At 64.3% G+C, this 22,393-nt stretch carries 18 protein-coding genes; all 18 read right to left on the bottom strand.

The features are described from left to right. Positions 1–11: 11 nt before the first annotated feature. Complete coding sequence (locus KCI33_RS07365; RefSeq protein ID WP_249138961.1) at positions 12–902, bottom strand: ABC transporter permease; 891 nt, start codon at positions 900–902, stop codon at positions 12–14. Further along, positions 899–1,852 carry an ABC transporter permease gene (locus KCI33_RS07360; RefSeq protein ID WP_212524126.1) on the bottom strand — a complete coding sequence of 318 codons (954 nt, stop codon included), beginning with the start codon at positions 1,850–1,852 and terminating at the stop codon, positions 899–901. The genes KCI33_RS07365 and KCI33_RS07360 overlap by 4 nt, the downstream gene beginning before the upstream one ends. A gap of 122 nt (positions 1,853–1,974) precedes the next feature. Further along, positions 1,975–3,570 (bottom strand): ABC transporter substrate-binding protein, encoded by a 1,596-nt coding sequence (locus KCI33_RS07355; RefSeq protein WP_212524125.1) that lies wholly within the window; start codon positions 3,568–3,570, stop codon positions 1,975–1,977. 141 nt (positions 3,571–3,711) lie between these two features. Next, complete coding sequence (locus tag KCI33_RS07350) at positions 3,712–4,470, bottom strand: creatininase family protein (protein WP_212524124.1); 759 nt, start codon at positions 4,468–4,470, stop codon at positions 3,712–3,714. A gap of 25 nt (positions 4,471–4,495) precedes the next feature. Then, complete coding sequence (locus tag KCI33_RS07345) at positions 4,496–4,954, bottom strand: RidA family protein (protein WP_212524123.1); 459 nt, start codon at positions 4,952–4,954, stop codon at positions 4,496–4,498. After that, positions 4,947–5,900 (bottom strand): NAD(P)-dependent oxidoreductase, encoded by a 954-nt coding sequence (locus KCI33_RS07340; RefSeq protein WP_212524122.1) that lies wholly within the window; start codon positions 5,898–5,900, stop codon positions 4,947–4,949. Before KCI33_RS07340 ends, KCI33_RS07345 begins: the two co-directional genes overlap by 8 nt. Further along, entirely contained in the window at positions 5,897–6,940 is a 1,044-nt protein-coding gene (locus KCI33_RS07335) for an oligopeptide/dipeptide ABC transporter ATP-binding protein (RefSeq protein ID WP_282960717.1), read from the bottom strand. The genes KCI33_RS07340 and KCI33_RS07335 overlap by 4 nt, the downstream gene beginning before the upstream one ends. Next, the gene (locus tag KCI33_RS07330) at positions 6,937–7,986 is read right to left on the bottom strand and encodes an ABC transporter ATP-binding protein (protein WP_212524121.1); all 1,050 of its coding nucleotides are present in this window, start codon (positions 7,984–7,986) and stop codon (positions 6,937–6,939) included. Before KCI33_RS07330 ends, KCI33_RS07335 begins: the two co-directional genes overlap by 4 nt. Then, the gene (locus KCI33_RS07325; protein ID WP_212524120.1) at positions 7,983–9,041 is read right to left on the bottom strand and encodes a mandelate racemase/muconate lactonizing enzyme family protein; all 1,059 of its coding nucleotides are present in this window, start codon (positions 9,039–9,041) and stop codon (positions 7,983–7,985) included. The genes KCI33_RS07330 and KCI33_RS07325 overlap by 4 nt, the downstream gene beginning before the upstream one ends. A 197-nt stretch (positions 9,042–9,238) precedes the next feature. Beyond that, positions 9,239–10,438, bottom strand: coding sequence for a CoA transferase (locus KCI33_RS07320; RefSeq protein ID WP_212524119.1), 1,200 nt, complete (start codon positions 10,436–10,438; stop codon positions 9,239–9,241). A 370-nt stretch (positions 10,439–10,808) separates the two neighbouring features. Beyond that, positions 10,809–12,137, bottom strand: coding sequence for an amidohydrolase (locus KCI33_RS07315; protein ID WP_212524118.1), 1,329 nt, complete (start codon positions 12,135–12,137; stop codon positions 10,809–10,811). Continuing rightward, a complete protein-coding gene (locus KCI33_RS07310; protein ID WP_212524117.1) occupies positions 12,104–13,618 on the bottom strand; it encodes an aldehyde dehydrogenase family protein in 1,515 nt (504 codons plus the stop codon). Before KCI33_RS07310 ends, KCI33_RS07315 begins: the two co-directional genes overlap by 34 nt. A 46-nt stretch (positions 13,619–13,664) precedes the next feature. Continuing rightward, positions 13,665–14,849, bottom strand: coding sequence for an iron-containing alcohol dehydrogenase family protein (locus KCI33_RS07305; RefSeq protein WP_212524116.1), 1,185 nt, complete (start codon positions 14,847–14,849; stop codon positions 13,665–13,667). A gap of 59 nt (positions 14,850–14,908) precedes the next feature. After that, on the bottom strand, positions 14,909–15,883 hold the full coding sequence (locus tag KCI33_RS07300; protein ID WP_212524115.1) for a sugar ABC transporter substrate-binding protein: 975 nt from the start codon (positions 15,881–15,883) through the stop codon (positions 14,909–14,911). A gap of 64 nt (positions 15,884–15,947) precedes the next feature. Continuing rightward, on the bottom strand, positions 15,948–16,943 hold the full coding sequence (locus KCI33_RS07295) for an ABC transporter permease (protein ID WP_212524114.1): 996 nt from the start codon (positions 16,941–16,943) through the stop codon (positions 15,948–15,950). A 4-nt stretch (positions 16,944–16,947) separates the two neighbouring features. Then, positions 16,948–18,471: a sugar ABC transporter ATP-binding protein gene (locus KCI33_RS07290; RefSeq protein ID WP_212524113.1), complete on the bottom strand. Its 1,524-nt coding sequence runs from the start codon at positions 18,469–18,471 to the stop codon at positions 16,948–16,950. Between the two features lie 11 nt (positions 18,472–18,482). Next, positions 18,483–19,271: an FCD domain-containing protein gene (locus KCI33_RS07285; RefSeq protein WP_212524112.1), complete on the bottom strand. Its 789-nt coding sequence runs from the start codon at positions 19,269–19,271 to the stop codon at positions 18,483–18,485. A gap of 766 nt (positions 19,272–20,037) precedes the next feature. Next, positions 20,038–22,338 carry an adenosylcobalamin-dependent ribonucleoside-diphosphate reductase gene (locus tag KCI33_RS07280; protein WP_212524111.1) on the bottom strand — a complete coding sequence of 767 codons (2,301 nt, stop codon included), beginning with the start codon at positions 22,336–22,338 and terminating at the stop codon, positions 20,038–20,040. Positions 22,339–22,393 lie beyond the last annotated feature (55 nt).

The raw sequence follows: 22,393 nt of genomic DNA, 5'->3' as shown, positions 1-22,393 counted from the left end.
CCAACCCATTTTCATCGGTTCATCCGTTTCTGAAGGCCGCGTCCGATCAGCGTGACGGACAGAGCCGACACCATGATGAACAGCCCCGGAAACAGCGATATCCATGGCGCGAAGAGGATGTAATCCTTGCCTTCCTCCAGGATCGCCCCCCAGTCGGGTGTGGGCGGCTGCACCCCGAGGCCGAGGAAACCCAATGCCGCCTGGATCTGAAGCACCAGCGGGAACAGGATCATGTATTGCAGCATGATCAGAGGCATCACGTTGCGCAGGATGTGCCGGAACAGAATGGCCCGCCCGGTCAAGCCCACGGACCGCGCCGCCTCCACATAGGTCCGCGACGTTTCGGTGATCGCGCCGGACCGCGCGATACGGAAGAACACGGGGATGTACACAATGGACAACGCCAGCACCAGGTTCGTGATGCTGGGGCCCAGCACCCCGCTGATGACGACGCCCAGAATGATCGGCGGGAAGGACAGCACCACATCGATGCCCCGCCCGCACACCATGTCAGTCAGCCGGCCCACAAAACCGGCGACCACACCCAGCAACCCGCCGAAAAAGGCGGAAATCAGCATCGCCCCCGCAACGATCGACAGCGTCACCCGCGTGCCATGGATCGAGCGCGAATAGATGTCGCGGCCCAGTTCGTCGGTGCCGAACCAATGTGCCGCGCTGGGAGGCTGCAGAGCGGCGGTGGTATCGATATCGGTCGGCGAAACGCTGGAATAAAGCCCCGGAAACAGTGCAATGGACAGAATTAGCACTGTCAGCGAGAGTCCCAGCGCAAAGGACGGCTCGCGCCGCATGAAGTTCAGGGTTCGCTTCAGGGCGCCGCGCGAGCGGCCCGCACCGGAGAGCTTCGGATCGGATTGCATCAGTTGAGGTGCCTCGGTGCTCATGCGTCCACCCTCACCCGGGGATCGATCACATGATAGAGCATGTCGACCAATAGATTCACGAGCAGCGCGCTGAACACGACCATCAGCAGCGCGCCTTGGACCACTGGGTAGTCGCGGGTCTCGATCGCGGTGATGAGCAGCCGTCCCAGCCCCGGCAGCGCGAAGAGCGACTCGATCACCACGACGCCGCCCAGGATCTGAATCAGGATCAGCCCCATAAAGGTGACCAGCGAAATCATGATGTTGCGAAGGATGTGCTTTGCGAAAACCACGCGCATCGGCAGGCCCTTCGCCAGCGCGGTGCGCACATAGTCCTCGGAGAAGGCGCCGACAACGCATTGTCGGGTAAACTGGCTGTAGGCCGCGGCCTGCAGCAGCCCCAGCGACAGCATCGGCAGAAGCAGCGTGGACAGGTTGTCCGACAAGTTCTGAAAGGGCGTGCGGTAGATGAGTGGCGGCGACCACGCGAAAAGGCTCGAGACCGCGATCAGAAGGATCAGGCCCAGCCAGAACACCGGCGCCGACAGCCCCAGGATGTTGAACGCCTGGATCGCGGTGTCGATGCGGCGCCCCTCGAAAAGCCCCGAAACAAGGCCCAGCGGCACCCCTATGATCGTGGCGAAGGCCAGCGTCATCAGCCCCAGTTGCAGGGTGACAGTGAATGCCTTGAACACGATCTCCATCACCGGCTGCCCGCGCACCCAGCTTTGGCCCAGATCGCCCCGCAGGACGCCGCCCAGCCAGTCCAGATACTGGACATACAGCGGTTCATTCAGGCCGAAGAACCGGCGCAACGCCTCCTCGGCCTGCGAGCCGCTGCCGCCCGACTGCCCCAGCATCTGCGCCACCACGTCGCCGGGCACGGCCCGCACGATCAGGAACACGGCGATGCTGGAAAGGATCGCGGTCAACAACGAGGCCGCAAGACGTTTTACGAGGTAGGATCCCATGCTTCACTTCCTGTTTCGGGTGCGTGGTCATGGTGCCGCGCCGCCCGGTGATCGGCCCCCACCGGCGCGGCGCGCCGGGAGGAGCCCTGTTCGTGCCGGGCCGCGGGTGCGGCCGGGCGGGGTCACTGTGCGAGTTGGGTCTTGGCCAGGCCGAAGTACCAGCCCGTCGGGTGCTGATACAGGTTCCGAACCCGCTCGTTTGCCACGGTCACGATGTCGGCGCTGAACAGCATGATCGTGGGCACCGTGCGGTCGAGGACCTTCTGGAACTCGGCATAGATCTTCTTGCGCTCCGCGGGGTCGCTGGTCTTGCGGCCCGCATCCAGCAGCGCCGAGGCCTCGTCGTTGTTCCAGTTCCGGAAGTCCGCGCCCTCGGGGCGCTTGTGGAAATGGCGGAAGAACAGCATGTTCGGATCCGGCAGAGTGGGCCAGTCGTTGAATGTCAGGCCCATGTTCTTGTTGCGGAAATTGTCGATCCAGACACCCAGGTCCACGCGCTTGATGTTCAACGTGATCCCGATTTCCGAAAGCTGCTCGCGCAGGGTCACGGCCGCCGGGTCCATCCAGTCGTACCCGGTGATCGTGGTGAGATCCATCTCGACGCCGTCGGCGTAGCCGGCCTCAGCCATCAGCGCCTTGGCGCGTTCGATATCACGGGTCTGGAATTCCAGCTCCTCCACCGGGACGCCCCAGCTTTCCTCCATGCCCGCCGGCACGGTGTGGATCACCTTGCCGTAGCCGCCCAAGGCCGCCTGCAAGATCTCTTCCTTGTCCACAGCCAGTGCGATAGCCTGGCGCACCCGGACGTCCTTGAGCGGCCCGTAGTTGGAATCCAGATCGAGCGGCTTCTGACCGAGCGAGGCCCAACGCTGAACGTTCAGGTGGTCGATGCCGGCGAGCTGCTCGGAGTCCTGCGGCCGGCCCAGCCTCGCGAAGTCGATCCGCTTGTTCTTGAGCGCGACCAGCAGCGCCGCGCTGTTGGGCATGTAGAGGAAGGTGATCCCGTCGAGATAGGGCAGGCCTTCCTGCCAGTAGTCTTCGAAAGCCGTCAGCTCTAGGAAACTGTTGGTTTCATAGGTCGCGATCTTGAACGGCCCGGTGCCGACGCTCTTCCGGTTCAGGGCCGCGCGCGCGCCTTCGTCGTCGAAGGTTCCAACCGGAACCACGGCGCCGTATTTGTTGCCCAGCGTCACCGGAAGCGAGGCGTTCGGCTGTTCCAGGTTGAAGACGACGGTATGGTCGTCGACGACATCGATGCTGGCCACGGTGTTCAGATCCCCGGCGCCGGGCGAACCGTTATCCGGGTTGCGCAGATAGTCATAGGAATACTTGACGTCCGCGGCGGTCATGTCCTGCCCGGTGTGGAACTTGACCCCTTCGCGCAGCGAGAAGGTGTAGCTCAGCCCGTCGTCCGAAACCTCGTAGCTTTTCGCCAGAAGCGGCACGGGGCCCGACAGCCCTTCGTAGAACAGGCCCTGGTAGATCAGGGTGGTGACCCGGATCCGGGCATCTGCGCCCTGGTGGAAGGGGTCCAGCGCGGGCGGTTCGACCAGCGAGCCAACGGTCAGCACGCCGCCGCGGATCTCCTGTTCGGGATCCGGCCCGTAGGGCTTTTCTTCCTGGGCAAAGGCGGCGGGTGTCATGGCCAGAGCAGTAACAGCTACCGCGGCGGCCCCCCCCAGCTTGCGCATGGTTGACAGTAGTCTATTGTTATACATGTTGAATTTCCCTGTTGCTCCCGAAATTTCTTGCGTTCACTCCACGATCGGGCCGAATGTTCGGGTGCTTTCGGCGCCTGCCGCTTTGGCTTGTCATCCCATGATCGCGAAGCGGTTCATTCCCTTTCCGATGTTTTCTCCTCAGCTTTCGATGAAGGTTTCGATGAATTCGATCGTGCGTTCGACGGCCGCCGCGACCAGGCGTTCGCCCATCTCCCTGCTGGCCAGCCGGGCATCGCCGAAGACGCCATTACCCGTCTGCTCATGAAACGGGACGGGGACGGTATGGAAGAACGGCTGGTTGTTGAACGCGTATTTCAGCGTGACCGGCTTCATGTCGCCCGGCTCGAGCGCGTGCTCCCGCACCATGTCGCCTTGAAGTGCCATCAGCACCGAGGTTTCCACCTCACAGGCATGGCCGAACCGTTCGGTCTGACCTGCCTCGCGCACCAGGTCGCTGGCCTGCTGGAACCAGAAGGCCACCGCCGCCTGCATGTCGAGATCGTAGCGGATCTTGGTCACCGCCACGTTGAGCACCGCGCTGTTGCCGTTGTGACCATTGACGAAGAGCACATGGTCAATGCCCTGGTGCTTGAGCGACTTGGCGATGTCGAAACACACCGCCGTGAAGGTCTCGGGCGAGAAGGACAGCGTGCCGGGAAAGCCCATGTGATGATAAGAGAGCCCCAGAGGCACCGGAGGCACGACCACCGCCTGCGGATGAATGCCGGCGGCGATCCGTTGGCAGAAGCGGTGCGCGATCACATAATCCGTGCCCATGGCCAGGTTGGGGCCGTGCTGTTCGGTTGCGCCGACGGGCACCAGCGCGATACGGATGTCCTCGCGCGCCTTTGCGAATTCCACCGAGGTCATCTCGGACAGTTCGTACCACTTGCTCATCTTTGCGTCCTTTCTGGGCAAAGGGTCAGGCCCGCACGGCCACGGTCATTTCGATTTCCACCGGGGCGTTGCGCGGCAGTTCGGCCACGCCGACCGCGGCGCGCGCGTGCCGGCCTGCGTCGCCCAGCGCCTCCACCAGCAGGTAGGAAGCCGCGTCCAGCACCTTCGGCTGCTGGTTGAAGCCGGGGGCGGAGGCCACATAGCCATTGACCTTGAGGATCTTCTCGATCCGGTCCGAGCCGCCGATCGCATCGACGAGGCAGGCCAGCCCCTGCAGGATGCAGACACGCGCGGCGTCCTGCGCTTCCTCCAGCGAGACCTCGGCGCCCACCTTGCCGAAGACGCGGACCTCGCCGTCCACCTTGGGCATCTGCCCGCTCACATAGGCGACGCCGTTGTGGACGGTCACCGGCACATACTGAAATGACGGCTTTGCCGGCTCCGGCAGTTCGAAGCCCATGGTCTTCAGCGTCTCTTCAAGCATCAGCTGCCCCTTCTCGTTCGATGAAATCCCGCACTGCGTCCTCAAGGCCGAAGCGCGGGTGAAAGCCGATCTCGGCCTCCAACAGGCCGGTGCTGATAAGCGGGTAGACGACGGGCGCAGGCCGGGCATGGAACGCCACCTCGAAACCCGGCACCGCCGCCTCTGCCGCGCGGGCGAGATCGGGATAACTGGTGGTGAAACCATTGATGTTCAGCCGTTCGGGCACCGCCCCGGGATGCGCGGCAATGACCACCAGCGCCTCGGCGCAATCAGGCACATACATCAGATCCACCGGGGTATCGGGCCCCGTCAGAACGTGCCGCCCACCGGACCGCGCGCCCCTAAGCATATCCATCAGCGCCACGGCCGCGCCGCGATACCAGAGCCCGGGTCCGAAAACGAGCGGCAGGCGAACCGCCACCGTCTCTAGCCCGTGCCGGTCGCGGTAATAGAGCGACAGCTGCTCGCCCATGGCCTTGGTGAGCCCGTAGACGCCCTGCGGGCGCGGCTCGGCGGTTTCCGTGATCGGCTGGTCCGGATAGTGCGCCGAGGGGCCATAAAGCGTGGTGGAAGAGGACCAAAGCACCCGCCCCACTCCGGCCTCAAGTGCCGCATCGAAGCTTCGGCGCAATCCATTGACGTTGATTTCAAAGGCTCGGTCCGCATCCAGTTCCCCGGACTTTGCAAGCCCGCCATCGCCGGCCGAGAAGGCCGCGAAATTGAGCGCCACCTCCGCGCCGCTGTCGGCCATGGCCGCCGCCATGGCCTCGACGTCCTCGACCGAACCGATGGTTTCCTCGATCTGGCCCCGGATGTCGGCCAGCATGTCATGCTCTGCCGCTGGCCCGAAGCAATGCACCTTCCACCCTGCCGCGAGGAAGGCGCGGACCGTATTCGAGCCGACGAAGCCCCGCGCGCCGATCACGATGGCCGTCTTGCCGCTCATGCCACGCGCCCCCGATCCAGGTCGTCGCGGATACAGGCGGAGAAATGGTCAGTTCCCACTTGGCGCAGTTCTGGCCGATCCTGTGCGCAATCTGGCAGCGCATGGGGGCAGCGCGTTCGGAAAACACACCCGGAAGGCGGGCAGGATGGGCTGGGGATTTCGCCCGTTAGAACTGTGCGCGCGGGTTTGGGCCTCCGACTGGGCACCGCCGAAAGCAGTGCGCGGGTGTAGGGATGGCTGGGGCGAGCGAAAAGTTCGGAGGCGGGCGCCGCCTCCATCACGCGGCCAAGATACATCACCAGCACCCGGTCGGCCACGACTTCGACGACCGAGAGATCGTGACTGATAAAAAGCGTGGCAAGCGACAATTCACGCCGCAATTCCTGCAGCAGCTGGATCACCTCGGCCTGGATTGAAACATCCAGCGCAGAGACCGGCTCGTCCGCCACAATGAATTTCGGTCCAGCCGCCAGCGCGCGGGCGATGGCGATCCGCTGGCGCTGCCCACCGGAGAAGGCCGCCGGGTAACGCTCGGCGTGATCGGGACTCATTCCAACGCGCGACAGAACGTAGGCGACACGGTCTTCGATCTCGGATTCCGGGCACACCTTGTGCAGGCGGATCACCTCGCGCAGACAGGCGCCGATCTTCATGCGTGGATTCAGGCTGGCATAAGGATCCTGGAAGATCATCTGCATCCGCGCGCGAAAGACACGCAGCTCCTCGGGGGACAGCGCGGCCACATCCGTGCCCTCGAACCGGATTTCACCTGCTGTAGGTTCAATCAAGCGCAGCAGAACCCGGCCCAGTGTCGATTTCCCCGAACCTGACTCCCCGACGACGCCCAGGCATTCGCCCGCGGCCAGAGACAGGTCGATCCCGTCGACTGCGCGCACATGCCCCGTGGTTCGCCCCAGAAGGCCGCGCCGGACGGGAAAATGCTTGACGATGCCGCGCGCCTCAAGCAGCGGGACGGGCGCGCCTTTCGGCGGTGTATTGGCTTCTGTTTCTGCGCTCATCCCAGTTGTTTCTGCGCTCATCCCAGTTCTCCCCAGCGGATGCAGCGCGTCATATGGCCCTGCCCGGTGTCTCGGAGCGAGATCTCCTGCGCGCGACAGGCCTCGGTCACATATCCGCAACGCGGATGGAACTTGCACCCGTCAGGCGGCGAAAGTGGATTGGCAATGCGGCCTGGAATGGGCTGGACGAAAACTTTCTGCGTGTCGGGATCGACCTGGGGCATGCAGGCCATCAGCGCGCGCGTATAAGGGTGGCGCGGGCGCTCCAGAACCTCGGCCACCTCGCCTTCCTCCACCACCTGGCCACAATACATCACGGCAACGCGGTCAGCGATCTCAGAAACGAGATTCAGGTCATGGGTGACGAAGATCATCGCCATATCCGTCTGGGCCTTGAGCGATTTCAACAGATCCATGATCTGTGCCTGAATCGTCACATCCAGAGCCGTGGTGGGCTCGTCCGCAATCAGCAGTCGCGGCGCGCAGGCCAGCGCCATGGCGATCATTACGCGCTGCCGCATCCCGCCGGAAAGCTGATGGGGAAACGCGGCCACCCGGGCCTCGGGCTCTGCGATTCCGACAAGTTCCAGCAATTCTATGGCACGACTTCGCGCGGCGCGGCGCGACAGGCGCTGATGCAGGCGCAGCCCCTCGGCAATCTGCTCGCCGACGGAAAACACGGGGTTGAGCGACGACATCGGATCCTGAAAGATCATCGAGATTTCGCTGCCGCGCAGGGCGCTCATTTCCTTCTCGGACAGGGTCAACAGATCCACCTGCCGGCCGTCCTTGCGGGTATAGAGTACCTTACCGCCCACGATACGCGCAGGCGCGCGCATCAGGATCCGCATGACGGTCAAACCCGTCACCGATTTTCCCGAGCCCGACTCCCCCACCACGGCCAGTGTCTCGCCGGGCGCGACACGCAGGCTGACACCGTTGACCGCCTTGGCGACCTGGTCCTCGCCCGCATCAAAATGCACTTTCAAGTCGCTGATCTCGAGAATGCTCTTTCCGAGACCGGCGGTCGCATCTTCGCGTTGATCCAGCAGCCCGACCTCCTTCATTGGGCGAAACGCGCGAGCGCGGCCTCATCCAGTTCGATCCCAAGACCCGGCCCTTCGGGCACCAGCACCTTGTTGCCCTTGCGAACGATCGGCGTTTTCAGCAGCTCGTCCCGCAACGGGTTCTCGCCCACGTCGTATTCCAGTAGCGAGGGTTTCGGGCAGTGGCCGGCATGGGGGTAGCCGCTGAGCGAGGCAACGAAATGGCACGCAGCCGCCAGCCCCACGGCCGAACCCCAGACATGCGGCGACAGACGCATATGCGACAGACGGGCGATATCGGCGATCCGCCGCCCCTGCCCCAGCCCGCCGCAGAGCGACAGGTCCGGCTGCAATATGTGCGCCCCGCGGATGTCGGCCAGCCGCTTGAAATCATGCGCCGTATAGAGAGCCTCTCCGGTGGCCACGGGGATCGGGGCGCGCCGGCACAGTTCGGCGTAGCCCTCGAAATCCAGCGGCGACAGCGGCTCCTCATACCAGCCGATGCGGTATTTCTCGATCCGGCGCATGCTCTCCAGCGCCACGTCGACGGTGTAGTTGGAATTGGTGTCCACCAGGAGCTCGACATCGTCGCCGAGCACCTCGCGCGCCTTCGTCACACGCCACTCGTCCGAGGCGGGCGACATACCGATCTTGATCTTGACCGAGGAAAAACCGCCCCCTGCGATCTGCGCCATTTGCGCTTCGAAATCCGCTTCGGGCGCCGCGGTAATGTAGCCGCCCGAGGCATAGATGGGCACCTCAAGTTCACGCGCGCCGCCGATCAGGTCGTATAACGGCACGCCCAACCGCTTCGCGGCCGCGTCCCGCGCGGCCACGTCGATCCCGGAGATCACCGACATCATCTGGTTCTGGATGCCGAAATGGTAGTGGCGCGAAAGCACCAGATCGACCGCGTGCTCAAAGGCGAAAACGCTGCAACCAATGAAATATGGGCGGATCAGATCAAGATACGCAGCACTGACGCCAGGCGGCCCCCACGCCTCGCCGAGCCCGACCGTCCCGTCGGCCAGTTCAACGAAGATGAGGCCTGTCTGCCGCGATGTCGCCAGACCCATGGACGCGCCGTAAGCGCGCCCCTCTGGCAGGTCGTGCTTCAAGCCGACGAGCCGGATTTCCCTTATTTCGCCCACTGTTCCTCCCAGCCCCAATGTCAGATCAAATCAGAACCATTACTAAACATTATATGGATAAATGTTTTGTATTTCCCATTCAAAGTCAACAATTAATAGCTGGCATTTCGCACTTTTCCCGTTCAGGCGCGGTCCTGTCCGCAAGCACTGAGCACTGCGGGAATCTCTGCTTCATCGTAGCCTAATTCGCGCAGAATTTCCTCCGAATGCTGACCGACCCGCGGCGGCACACGCTCCAGCCGTCCACCTCCATGAGCCAACTTGAACGCGTTCAGAGGCACCGTCAGCGAGCCGGTCTCAGGGTCATCGATCTCGGCAAAGACGTTGCGCGTTCGGAACTGCGGATCCTGAAAGGCCTCGGGCATCCGCCTCACCCGGGCGGCAGGCACATGATGGGACTGGAGATAGTCTTCCCACTCCTGCGCCGAGCGGGTCAGCATGATATCCGTCAGAAGCGCGACCTCATCATCGAAAGCCTCGTGGCGCGCCGCGTAGCTTTCGCGGATCATATCGGGCCGCTCCAGCGCCCGCCAAAGTCGCCGATATTGCTTCATGTTGCTCGCGCCCAGCATCACCAGCCCATCCTTTGTCTGGTAGGCATTGCAGGTCGCCTGGACAGTCAGGTTGCCCGAGGGCTCCGGCTCCACCCCGGCGCGGGTCAGTGCCGTCAGATCGAGGCTCATCAGAACCATCGCAACGTCCAGCATTGCGAGATCCACGCGCTGCCCTTTGCCGGTACGGTGACGCTGAAGAAGCGCCGCCGAGATCGCGAAAGCCCCCGTCGTGCCGGTGGCATAGTCGACAGCCGCGGGGCCGAACTTGATCGGGTGCACTTCCTTGGTGCCTGTCATCGCCATGAGCCCCGACGTCGCCTGGATCACATAATCATAGGCCGTCATTTCACCGCGCGGACCGTGCTGTCCAAAAGCCGACATGGAGACATGAATGAGCTGCGGGTTCGCCCGCGCCAGGGTCTCATCGTCAAGTCCCAGTGCGGCAAGAGCGCCGGGACGGTAGTTCTCAACCAGCACGTCGGCGCCTTCCACAAGCTTCAACAGAACCTCGCGCCCCTGGGCGGTGGCCAAGTCCAGCGCGATTGCGCGCTTATTGCCGCCTTGGGTCAGGAAGGCCGTGCCCATCCGCCTGCCATTGAGCGAAGGCTCCGGCCCCCATTCGCGGGCCATATCGGGATCGGATGGATTTTCGACCTTGATGACGTCCGCCCCCAGAACCGCAAGCTGATAGGTGGCAAAGGGGCCGGCGAGCACATGTGTCAGGTCAAGAACTCTGATACCGTCAAAAGGCTGAATGTTCTGCTGCAATACGGTCTCCTTCAGGATCTGGTGCCAGCCAGGGTCATTCCGAACCTCGACAGGACAACGTGAGACAATTTCCACACCAATTCGGAATTGGCGCGGAAATTGTCTTGCATGTCAACCCGAGCGCACCCTTGGACGCCGATCCTGGCCGCCGGTGGCCGGCAATGGAGCGCGCGCGCCGCTCTGTCTGTCTTTCCGGTCGCGCCAGCGCCCGGCGCAGCCGAGTGCGGACGATCATCACCGTCGTTGGCACCTCCGGAAATGTTCCTCCAACCGGGTGGCACGGTTTGATTGCTGGCCCATGAACGGCCTCGTTTCGATCGTGATAATGGTTTCTGGACATTGGACCGTGGAATGGGCGGGTGGGCGGTTGTTATTTCCTGGCTTCTCCGGACGTGATCGCGAGGGCCGAGGCAATAAGTGCTCCCAGCAGATGCACGCCCGGCGCAAGCGCGTCTTCGTCGAAATCGAAATGTGGGGTGTGGTGGCCGTCGGCAAGATCCGCTCCGAGCACGAAAATGGCGGCTCGCCCCCCGTCCGCCGTGACCGCATTGGCGAGAACGGTCGCGTCTTCGCTGGCGCCGAAGGGGTGGTCCTGCAGCGTATGCTCGTAGACCGAGGTGGCGCGGTTTATGCCCTCCGCCCAAGTCACCATCTCACCCGGGTTGCGCCAGGCTTCGGCGCTGCCCCGCAATTCCATCACGCTTCGCACCTCGTGCGCCTGCGCCGTGGCCTCGACCAGTCGCCTGCATCGGAGATCCAGATCCTCCAGCGCTTCGTTCGTCCCGGCGCGGATCTCGAATTCGAAACGCGCGAACTGCGGAACGATATTGAGTGCGGTCCCAGCCTCAAGCCGCCCGACATTGACCCGCACGCCGGCGATGCTGGACTGCGCCAGAGCGTGCAGCGCCGGAACCATCTGGCAGGCCGCGAGCAAGGCGTTGCGCCCAGCCTCGGGCTCTTTCCCGGCATGGGCAGGGCGGCCTTCCAGCGCGACTGCGTATTTCCTGGTCGCGAGGAACTCGTTGACGTCCAGCGCGACCGTGCCGGACGGAACGCCCAGCCCCAGGTGGACGGCAAGGAAAAGATCGACATCTTCCATCCACCCCGCATCGACAACAGCGCGCGCTCCCCTCCCGCCCTCTTCGGCAGGCTGGAAAAGCAGCTTCAACTTTCCTCGCCCGCTTTCGAGCAAAGGCCTGACAAGGCGGGCAGTGCCGAGGCCGAGCGCGATGTGCCCGTCATGGCCGCAGGCATGCATCACGCCTTCCGCCTCGGATGCCCAGCCTTCGGCTGCCGGTTTGTGATTTTCGTTCGCTTCCCTGATCGGCAATGCATCGATATCGACCCGCAGGCACACGGTCGGGCCCGGACGTCCGGTATCGAAGATCGCCAGGCAGCCGGTGTCGCCTTCGCCCGGGATCGCTGCGCTGCTCATGCCCAACCGCGCTGTGTCGCCCAGAAGGTCGCGCCCCGATATCGTCTCGTACCCCAGATCTGTCAGCTCGGCGACGATCCGGCGCGTGGTTTCCACTTCGCGCCAGCCAAGCTCCGGGTGGCGGTGGAAATGGCGGCGCAGATCGACCAGCCAGGGCCGCAGCGCTGCGGCCCCATCAGCGAGCTGCCGCCGAAGGCCGGCATCCATCTGTTCAAGGGGCGAGGGCGCGGTCATGCGGGGGCCGACGCCCAGGGACTCTGCCATGGTCCATCCTCGCTCCAGACGGTCTTGATGCGCATGTGCTGGCGGATCGCCTCCTCGCCCATTTCGAGGCCTAGGCCGCTCTGCTTGTACCCGCCATAGGGGGAACCGGGGTGAAGGCTGTGGGCGGTGTTCAGCCAGACGATACCGGTCTGCGCCCGGCGCGAAATCCTGCGGGCCCTGAAGATGTCGGAGGTCCAGGCCGTCGTCGCCAACCCGTATGGCGTGCCGTTGGCGATTGCGATCGCCTCATCCTCGTCCCGGAAGGTGCTGACGGTGACCAGCGGGCCGAAGATTTCCTCTTGTGCGACAGCGAGTTTCGGATCGACGTCGACATAGACGGTCGGCGCCAGGAAGAAACCGTGCCCCGGCAATTGCGGGCATGAGGTTGCCAGCGGCACCAGCCCGGCTTTTTCCGCTTCGGCCATGCGCGCCAGAACCTGCTCCCTGTGCCGCGACGAGATGGCGGGGCCCAGTTGCGTTTCCGGGTCGAGCGGGTCGCCAATCCGGATACGTTCGATCCGCGCGGAGACCAGTTTCAGGAAGTCGCCGGCGACACGTTCCTCGACCAGAAGCCGGGACCCCGCCGTGCAGGTCTGGCCCGCATTGTTGAACGCGGAAAAGACCAGCGCATCGGCGGCGCGTTCCAGGTCCGCATCGGCAAAGACCATGAAGCCGGTCTTGCCGCCAAGCTCCAGGGTCACGGATTTCAGCTCGGCGCCCGCCAATGCCCCGATGGTCCGGCCGACGGATGTCGAGCCGGTAAAGGTGATCTTGCCAATGTCGGGATGGCGGACCATGGCATCGCCCACCCGCGGGCCGGGCCCGTTCAGGACGTTCAGCAGACCCGCAGGCAACCCGGCCCGATGCGCGACCCAGGCCAGCATCAGAGCCGAGAGCGGGGAATCCTCCGCCGGTTTCAGGATCACCGCGTTGCCCGTGGCCAGAGCCGGCGCGATTTTTCCCGCGGCGTTGGTGAGCGGGTAGTTCCACGGCGTGATTGCCCCCACGATCCCGATCGGTTCGTACTCGATGGTGTTGCTGCGGCCCGGCTGCACCGGGATGAACGCACCGCGCAGCCGGTCCGTGGTCCCGGCAAAGAACTCGAACAGACGGGCGGCGCGCTCCGTGTCGCGCGCCACCGTATCCCTTATCGGCCGCCCCGCATCGAGCGTGTCGAGCGTGCCCAATGCCTTTGCATTCGCGCGGATGCCGTCTGCGATGCCCCGCAACACGCGCGCCCGGTCTTGCCCGTCGAGATCCCACCAGGCCCGCTGAGCGCGCTTTGCGGCCTCGACCGCGGCACCGATATCATCGGACGTGCTCGAGGCGACCGGAACGAGAGTTTCGCCGAGAGTCGGATCTACGCAGGCAAACTCTTCGCCCGGGGTGCCTTTTCTCCACTCTCCATTCACCCAGAGCGGAACCGTGCCGCTCACGTCCGCCGGAAAGGCGTCGCGCAGGAGGGCGAGGCGGTCAGTCAAGGGAAGAGGCATCTGTTGTCCTTCATCGTTATTGCGGTCCGCCGCGTTACCAAGCCGCGTCCAGCCAGCTGATGATCTCATCGGCTGTCGCCGGGCGCGGGTTCCAATAGGTCTGCGGGTCGCCCAGAACGTCTTCGGCGATCCTTGCGGACTGCCCGGGGGGCAGACCGATCTCCGACAGGCGCTTGGGGGTGCCGATCGCATCCGACACCGCCTCGACCGCAGCGACCAGGGCCTCGGCCGCAGCCTTGTCGTCCGGAGAGACCGATACGCCTGCGGCGCGGGCGGCTTCGGCCAGTTTGGGCCGGGCGGCCTCGAAGTTGAAACGGAGGCTTTGCAGGACCATCACCGAATTGGCCTCGCTGTGGGACAGGTTGTAGCGCCCGCCGAGGCTGTGACAGACCGAGTGGCCGATGCCGAGCCAGGAATTCGCATAGGTCAGGCCCGACATCGACGCCGCGTCGATGGCGGTCTGGACCCTGTCCAGCGCGGGCGGGCTGCCCGCGTCGGAAAATTCGGGCAGCACGGCCAGTAAGCTGCGTAGCGCTGCAAAGGCGAACGCATCGGTGATGGGCTGCGCGCCCTTCGAATAGCTGGCCTCAAGGCAATGGTGGATCGCGTTCATGCCGCTTGCCGCCAGGATGCGGGTCGGCGTGGAGGCGACCACCTCGGCGTCCAGGAACACGGCGGCCGGCGTGAGTTTGGGATGCACGAAGATCAGCTTTTCGCCGCGCTCGGTATCCGTGACCGCGCCGCCGGCAACGACGTCGGCGGCCGAAAACGTGCTGGGCATGGTCAGCACCGGCAGCGGCTCGATGTCGATCTCGATGCCGTGAAACGTGTCCGGCGGCTCGAACCGGCTGACAAATTCGACGATGTCGCGGCCGCTGGGCAGCATGACGGCAATCGCCTTGGCCATGTCGTGCACGATGCCGCCGCCGATGGCGATGATCGCCTCGGGCTTTTCGCGTTTCATGGTCTCGACCGCCATGCGAACCGATTGAACCGGCAGGTTGGATTCCACGCGGTCGATCACCGCCACGACGCGGCTTCCAAGCGTTTCCGTGAGTTCGCGCAGGAAGGGCGTCCTGGCGGCCAGGCTCGTGCTGCTGACGATCGCCACACGATTCACCTTCATCCTGTCGAGTTCGGCCGAAATCTCGGAACGGCAGCCCGGTCCGCTGACGATCGTCTTGGGAATGGCGGTGCCGTCGAAACGCCGCGTGGTCATCTTGCTCTCTCCTGCTGCGGAAGGGGCGGCGGCCGGCCCGGCCGCCGCCTGTATCGGTGTTATTTCCAGTCGGCCGGGACGCTCTGGCCGGACAGGTCGACAGCCTCGACCGTGGTCTTGGAAATCAGGCTGGCCTGGGTCAGGGTCTCCTTCGGAATCGACTGGCCCTCGCTGGCCTCAATGGCGCGCTGCACGGCAAGACGCGCCATCGTCACCGGCTGGCTGACGACGGTGGCCTCGATCCAGCCCTCCTCGATCAGGCGCTTGGTTTCCGGCTCCATATCCGTGGTCAGGACCATCACGTCGCCGGGTTTCTTGCCGGCCGCGCGCAGGGCCTGCACGGCGCCGATCGCGATCGGCCCGTTGAAGGCATAGACGACCTTGACGGTGGGCCGGGACTGCAGGAAGTCCTGCATCGTCGTCAGCGCCTCGGCAGACGAGGTCGAGGTGTATTTCTCGGCGACGACCTGCATCCCGGGGTATTTCGAGATGTAATCCTTGAAGCCGTCAACGCGGAACCGCGTCAGGTCCAGGCCGCTGGGGCCCGACAGCAGGACGACATCGCCCTTGCCGCCCAGCTTGTCCACGGCATAGGCGGCCAGCAGCTCGGTCATCACATAGGACGGCTCGCCGACAAAGCCCGTGATCTTGTCGGATTTGGTGGCGATGCCATCATTGATGACCGGAATCCCGGCGGCGATCGCCTTCTCCACCACCGGAACGGTGCCGTCCGAGCTGGAGGGGACCAGAACGATGCCAGACACCTTGCGCTGGATCACGTCCTCGATCTGGGACACCTGCTTTTGCAGGTTGCCGTAGCCGCCGGCGTCGTAGATCACCACGTCGTAGCCGCGCTTCTTGCCTTCGTCGATATAGCCGAAGGACTTCATCTTGAAATACGGGTCGCCGGCAGCGGGCAGCATGACAGCGATCTGCTTTTCCTGCGCGGCCGCGGTGGTCGCCGCTCCGGCTGTCGCAAGGGTTGCTGTCAGCGCCAGGCCAACCCCGCGCAATACGGTTCCAAGTCTCGCCATAGTTCTTCTCCTCTGTTGTATCCCGCCGTGGTTTTTCGTTGCGGGGCGGAATTCTTCTGTTCTGTCAGCTGCGGCGGCGGAACGAATTCACCCAAGCCGACAAGATAATGATTGCGCCGACGATCACCTGCTGGGTGAAGGTCGAAATGGTGAGCAGGTTGAGGCCGTTCACCATGAAGGCGATGACAAGGACGCCCAGCAGCGTGCGCAGCACGCCGCCGCGCCCCCCGAAGATGCTTGTGCCGCCGATGATGACGGCGCCGATCGACTGCAGCAGAAGTTCGCCCGATCCCAGCAGGGGCTGCCCGGAGATGACACGTCCACTGAGCATGAACCCCGCCACGGCCGCATAGGCGCCGCTGAACGCGAAAATGAAGATCTTGACCCGTCCCACGTCGATGCCGGACATGACGGCCACCTGCTCATTCCCGCCAATGGCGTAGATGTGGCGCCCGATCGGCGTGCGTGCGAGCACGAAATAGGCAAGACCCAGAAGAACGGCCGCGATCAGAATAGGCACGGGCACCGGGCCCACGAAACCGCCCCCGAACCAGAAGAAGATGTCCACATCCGGACGCGGCAGCCCGAAGATTGTCGAACCGTCGGACACCACCAATGCGAGGCCGGCGATGATGTAGAGCATCCCCAGGGTGACGATGAACGGCTGGATACGCGCCCGGCCGACCAGAAAGCCGTTCACCAGGCCCACCGCAATTCCGGAGCCGATCCCGAGCAGCGCCCCCGGCACGATGCCGTAATTCATCATGACCGTGGCCGTCACGACGCTCACCAGGCTGATGATCGACCCTTGAGACAGGTCAAGCCCGCCCATGAGCAGGGCAAAGGTCTGCCCGGCCGCCAGGATCAGCAGCGGTGCGCTCTGCACCAGGACGTTGGTGATATTCTGCGTTGTCAGGAAATACGGGCTCGCAATCGAATAGACGATGAACATCACGAGCAGCGCCAGACCCGGCCCCAGGACGGCGGCGTCTATGGTCGGGGTGCGCGGCGCCTTCCGCCCGGCTTCGGAGGGAGTCTTGGTGGAAACAGTGACGCTCATCGTTCTATCCGTGTGTTATCGCGTCCACGATCCGGCTTGCCGGAAGGTCCGCGTTTTCGAATTCAGCGACGATCCGGCCGGACCGCATGGCCAGGGTGCGATCCGCGACGGCAAGGACCTCTTCCAGATCGGAAGAAACCATCAGGACCCCCCGCCCCTCGGCGGCAAGCGCATCGATCAGTGCATAGATTTCGGCCTTGGCCCCGACATCGACGCCCTGCGTGGGCTCGTCGAAAAGGAACACGCGCGCATCGGTGGACAGCCATTTCGCCAATACGACCTTTTGCTGGTTACCCCCCGAAAGCGCGCCGGCATGGGTGCCGGCCGAAGGGGTCCGAATGGCGAGCCGGTCAATCAGCGCATCCGCATGGTCCGCAATCCGGCGCCGGTTCAGGCTGAGCCGTCCCATGAAGCGCCTCAGGATTGGAAGCGCGATGTTTTCGCCGATCGACATGATGACGGAGACGCCCTGGCCGCGCCGGTCCTCCGGGATCAGGGCGATGCCCGAGGAAATCGCGTCCTGCGGCTTCGAGATGGCGGCCGTCTTGCCGCCAATCCGGACCTCTCCGCGATGCGCCGGCCGCACTCCGAAAAGCGTTTCCAGAAGCTCCGTGCGCCCGGCGCCGACCAGCCCCGTCAACACCACCACTTCGCCGGGCCTCACGCAGAAGGAGAGTTCCTCGAATTCGCCGACGCGCGTGAGGCCCCGGACCTCGAGCAGAGGGGCGTCATCCCCGGCCTGCTGGCGGCCCTGGCGCTTCTGGTGGGTGGCCTGCCCGGCCTTGCCCGTGATGAGGGAGACGATCTTGCCGCGGTCGATGGCATCGGCCGGATAGGTTCCGGCAGAAACGCCGTCGCGCAGGACGGTTACGCGATCCACCAGCGGGGCGATCTCTTCAAGGCGATGGCTCACATAGACAATGCCCACGCCTTCGTCCGCCAGGCGCCGGACAACCTCGAACAGGCGCTCCGCCTCGGCATGGCTGAGCGAGGCAGTGGGTTCATCCAGGATCAGCACCTTGGCCTGGCCCCTCAACGCCTTGGCGATCTCGAGCTGTTGTCGCTTGCCGGTGCCCAGCTCAGAAACCAGCGCCGTCGGGGGGAAGGTTGCGCCGACCAACTCAAGCAGCCGTTCCGCCTCCCGGTGCTGGGCTGCCCGGTCTATGGTGTTGAATTTCCCAAGTTTCTCGTTTCCGAGAAAGATGTTCTCGGCGGCACTCAGGTCGGGGACGAGCGCGAAGTCCTGATAGATCACGCTGATCCCGGCCCGGATGGCCTCGGCCGTCGATGCAAAGGAAACTTTCTTCCCTTCGAGATAGATCTCCCCGCCATCCGGTTGATACAGGCTGGAAACGATCTTGATCAGCGTGGACTTGCCGGCCCCGTTCGCCCCAAGCAGGGCATGGACCTCGCCGCGCCGCACATCGAAATCGACGCCGTCGAGCGCAATCACGCCCGGGAATTCCTTTCGCAGCCCCCTGACGGACAGCACCGCGTCGCCGGGCCCGTCTCCGCAAGCGTGCGTCATCCCCCCGTCCGTCATCGCTTCAGGCTTCCCATCTGATCACCCGCCGTAGCGTTGAAGAACCGCTTTTCCACAACGGCTTCGAGATCGGTGAGGTGGCAGGAACACTGGCTCATGTGACGCGTCATCGCCTTGCGCACCCGCTCCGCGTCGCGCGCGCGGTAGGCGGCAAGAAGCTCGACATGAGCCTCCCGGTTTTCCCGGTCGATCTCCTGCTGGCGGACGAGATACATCTTCTTGACGGTGACCTGCTGCGCCAGGATCATGTTTATGAAGCGGCAGTTGAAGGAATAGAGCGAGTTCGACGACCGCCGCGCGATCACGTTGTGGAACTCAAGCTCGTTCAGACGCTGCATGCGCCTGGCCTCGGGGGTGTCCTCGACATTGTCACAGGCGTCGATCAGCTCCTGCATCCTGGCGAAATCTTCTTCCGTAAGATGCTCCACCGCGGTGACCGCCATTTCCGGCTCAACCTGCCGCCGCATGGCATAGATCTCGTCCGCCCCAAGGTCTTTGAAGTAGAAATAGTTGCCCAGCAGGTTGGCGGCGGTTTCATACGGGACCTCGACGACAACAGCCCCGCCCGCGCGGCCGGCCGAGACCCTGATGATCCCCTGCACTTCCAGCGCCTTCAGCGCCTCGCGGATGGTGCCCCGACTGACCCCGAAGAGGTCCACGAGGTCCTTCTCCTGCGGCAGCCGGTCGCCGGGACGCATCGATTCCGACATCAACCACCACTTCACGCGGTCAACGATTTGGTCCGAGAGTTTCTGGCGGGCGAGCCGCGGTGTGTTTGCCGGCATTAGAACCATCATTATTATTAATATTATCATGATAATTAACCGCTCGATTCCGTCAAGCATCTAAATTGCTGCGCCAACGGAAGGTGGCGCGACACGAAACGCGGCAATGTGACCTTCATGAATCCTCTTCCGCGGGGTCCCAGAATTGACGACGAGTTCAAGCCGAACGCCGGAATTGCAAGTACGCGCTGTTTTCGCCAACGCGACGGACGGCAGGTACGGCGAGCTACGCCGCATCCCTTCACCCCCGACGGCCCGAGAGGCGCTATAGTCCGGCAACTCGAGCCGCCGTGTCGCCATGCGCCTTCCTCTCAGTAAACAGAAGCGACGGGCCGCGGTAATTCGGCGCCCGTCATGAGACGCCGCTTCCAGGGCGCCGCACGGCAGCGGGCCGCGATCAGGAAAACGTCAGCCTGGGACCTGGGGTTACTGCTGTCACGCCCGGCGGAAGATCGTTTCACGAAACGCTCAAGGGCCGCGGGCGCCACGGTGTGGCAAGATGGCGAACCGGCCGCTGGCTGCGGCCCGGGTCCGGCCTGGAATATCTCTGTCCCGGCCGAAAGCAGTTGCGCCATCATCGCCAATGCAGCGTCTTCGCGCGCGGTCCGCCAGTGGCGGCGACACCGATCGACAGATCGGAGCAAGAAAAAAAATGCCACCGCGACCCGTGTCGCGATGGCACTCTTGTGCCGGTCACAGTTGCGGTCTGAACCGGTCAAACCGCAGGTTGATGCTGGCTTTCACGGCGTCGCGGGCCGCGCCGCGGTCAGCCGCATTTGGAATGGCCGCAGCTCATGCAGGTCATGCAGCCCTCGACCATCCGCATCTCATAGGCGCCGCAGGCCGGGCAGGCCGGGCCGCGCGGGCGCTCACCCACGGCCATCGCCTCGTATTGCGGGTCGGTCTTCAGGCCCATCCCCTCTCCGGGGATGAAGCCGATAGCGACCAGGTGGCGTTCGATCACGCCGCCGATCGCGGCCAGGATCGAGGGGATGTACTTGCCCTGCATCCACGCCCCGCCGCGCGGGTCGAACACGGCCTTCAGTTCCTCAACCACGAAGGACACGTCGCCGCCGCGCCGGAACACCGCGCTGATCATCCGGGTCAGCGCCACGGTCCAGGCGTAATGCTCCATGTTCTTGGAGTTGATGAACACCTCGAAGGGCCGGCGGTGGCCGTTCACCACCACATCGTTGATGGTGATGTAGATCGCGTGCTCGCTGTCGGGCCACCTGAGCTTGTAGGTGTTGCCCTCCAGCGCCTGCGGCCGGTCCAGCGGCTCCGAGATATAGACGACATCGGCGGGCGGCACCTGGCTGCCCTCGCCATGCGAGGTGGCGATATGCTGGGCCGAGGCATCGGCCTTCTTCTCCTCGCTGACGCTGAGCACCGAGCCCGTCACCTCGTTCGGGCGGTAGGTGGTGCAGCCCTTGCAGCCGGTCTCATAGGCCTGCAGGTAGACATCCTTGAAATCGTCGAAGCTGATGTCCTCGGGGCAGTTGATGGTCTTGGAGATCGAGGAATCCACCCATTTCTGCGCCGCCGCCTGCATGCGCACATGATCGAGCGGCGCCAGCGTCTGGGCATTGACGAAATAGTCCGGCAGCGGCGCGTCGCCGAATTTCTCGCGCCACAGGCGCACGGCGTAATCCACCACCTCCTCCTCGGTGCGCGAGCCGTCCTTCTGCAGCACCTTGCGGGTATAGCTGTAGGCGAAGACCGGCTCGATGCCGCTCGACACGTTGCCGGCGTAAAGCGAGATCGTGCCCGTCGGCGCGATCGAGGTCAGCAGCGCGTTGCGGATGCCGTGTTCGGCGATCGCCGCGCGCACGTCCTCGTCCATGGCCTGGAGCGCCCCGCTGGCCAGGTATTTCTCCTTGTCGAACAGCGGGAAGGCGCCCTTCTCCCGGGCCAGCTCCACCGAGGCCAGGTAAGCGGCGCGGGCGATCCGGTGCAGCCAGCGCTCGGTCTGGCGCGCCGCCTCGTCCGAGCCGTAGCGCAGCCCCACCATCAGCAGCGCGTCGGCCAGCCCGGTCACGCCCAGCCCGATCCGGCGCTTGTTCCGCGCCTCCTCCGCCTGCTGCGGCAGCGGGAATTTCGACGCGTCCACCACGTTGTCCATCATCCGCACTGCGGTGGCGACCAGATCGTCGAGCTCCGCCTCGTCGAGCTCGGCGATGCTCTCGAACGGGTTCTTCACCAGCCGCGCCATGTTGATCGAGCCCAGCAGGCAGGCGCCATAGGGCGGAAGCGGCTGCTCGCCGCAGGGGTTGGTGGCCGCGATGGTCTCGCAATAGGCGAGGTTGTTCATCTGGTTGATGCGGTCGATGAAGATCACGCCGGGCTCGGCGTAATCATAGGTGGCGCGCATGATCTTGTTCCACAGATCGCGGGCCTCGACCGTGTGGTAGACCTTGCCGTCAAAGACCAGATCCCAGCTCTTGCCGGCCTTGACCGCCTCCATGAAGGCGTCGGTCACCAGAACCGAGACGTTGAAATTGCGCAGCCGCGCCGGGTCGGACTTGGCCGAGATGAAGGATTCGATGTCGGGGTGATCGCAGCGCATGGTCGCCATCATCGCGCCCCGCCGGCTGCCCGCCGACATGATGGTGCGGCACATCGCGTCCCACACATCCATGAAGGAAAGCGGCCCCGAGGCATCCGCGGCCACGCCCTTCACATCCGCGCCCTTGGGGCGGATGGTGCTGAAATCATAGCCGATCCCGCCGCCCTTCTGCATGGTCAGCGCGGCCTCCTTCAGCATGTCGAAGATCCCGGCCAGGCTGTCAGGGATAGTGCCCATGACGAAACAGTTGAACAGCGTCACGTCGCGCTTGGTTCCCGCGCCGGCGGTGATGCGGCCCGCCGGCAGGAAGCGGAAATCCTCCAGCGCCGAGAAGAACTTGCCCTCCCAGGCCGCGGGGTCCTTCTCCACCGTGGCCAGTGCGCGGGCGATGCGCCGCCAGCTATCCTCGACCGTGACGTCCACAGGCGCGCCGTCAGCCTCCTTGAAGCGATACTTCATATCCCAGATTTGCTCGGCGATCGGGGCAGAGAAACGGCTCATGGCAGGGTCCTTGATGGTCTTGAGGAGGGTGGAGCAGGATAAGCGTTCGGCTTGA

The organism is Actibacterium sp. MT2.3-13A (genome assembly GCF_018139985.1).
Taxonomy (GTDB): Bacteria; Pseudomonadota; Alphaproteobacteria; order Rhodobacterales; family Rhodobacteraceae; genus JAGSOU01.
The sequence above is the reverse complement of the archived record's forward strand: the minus strand, read 5'-3'. Positions and strand labels throughout refer to the sequence as shown.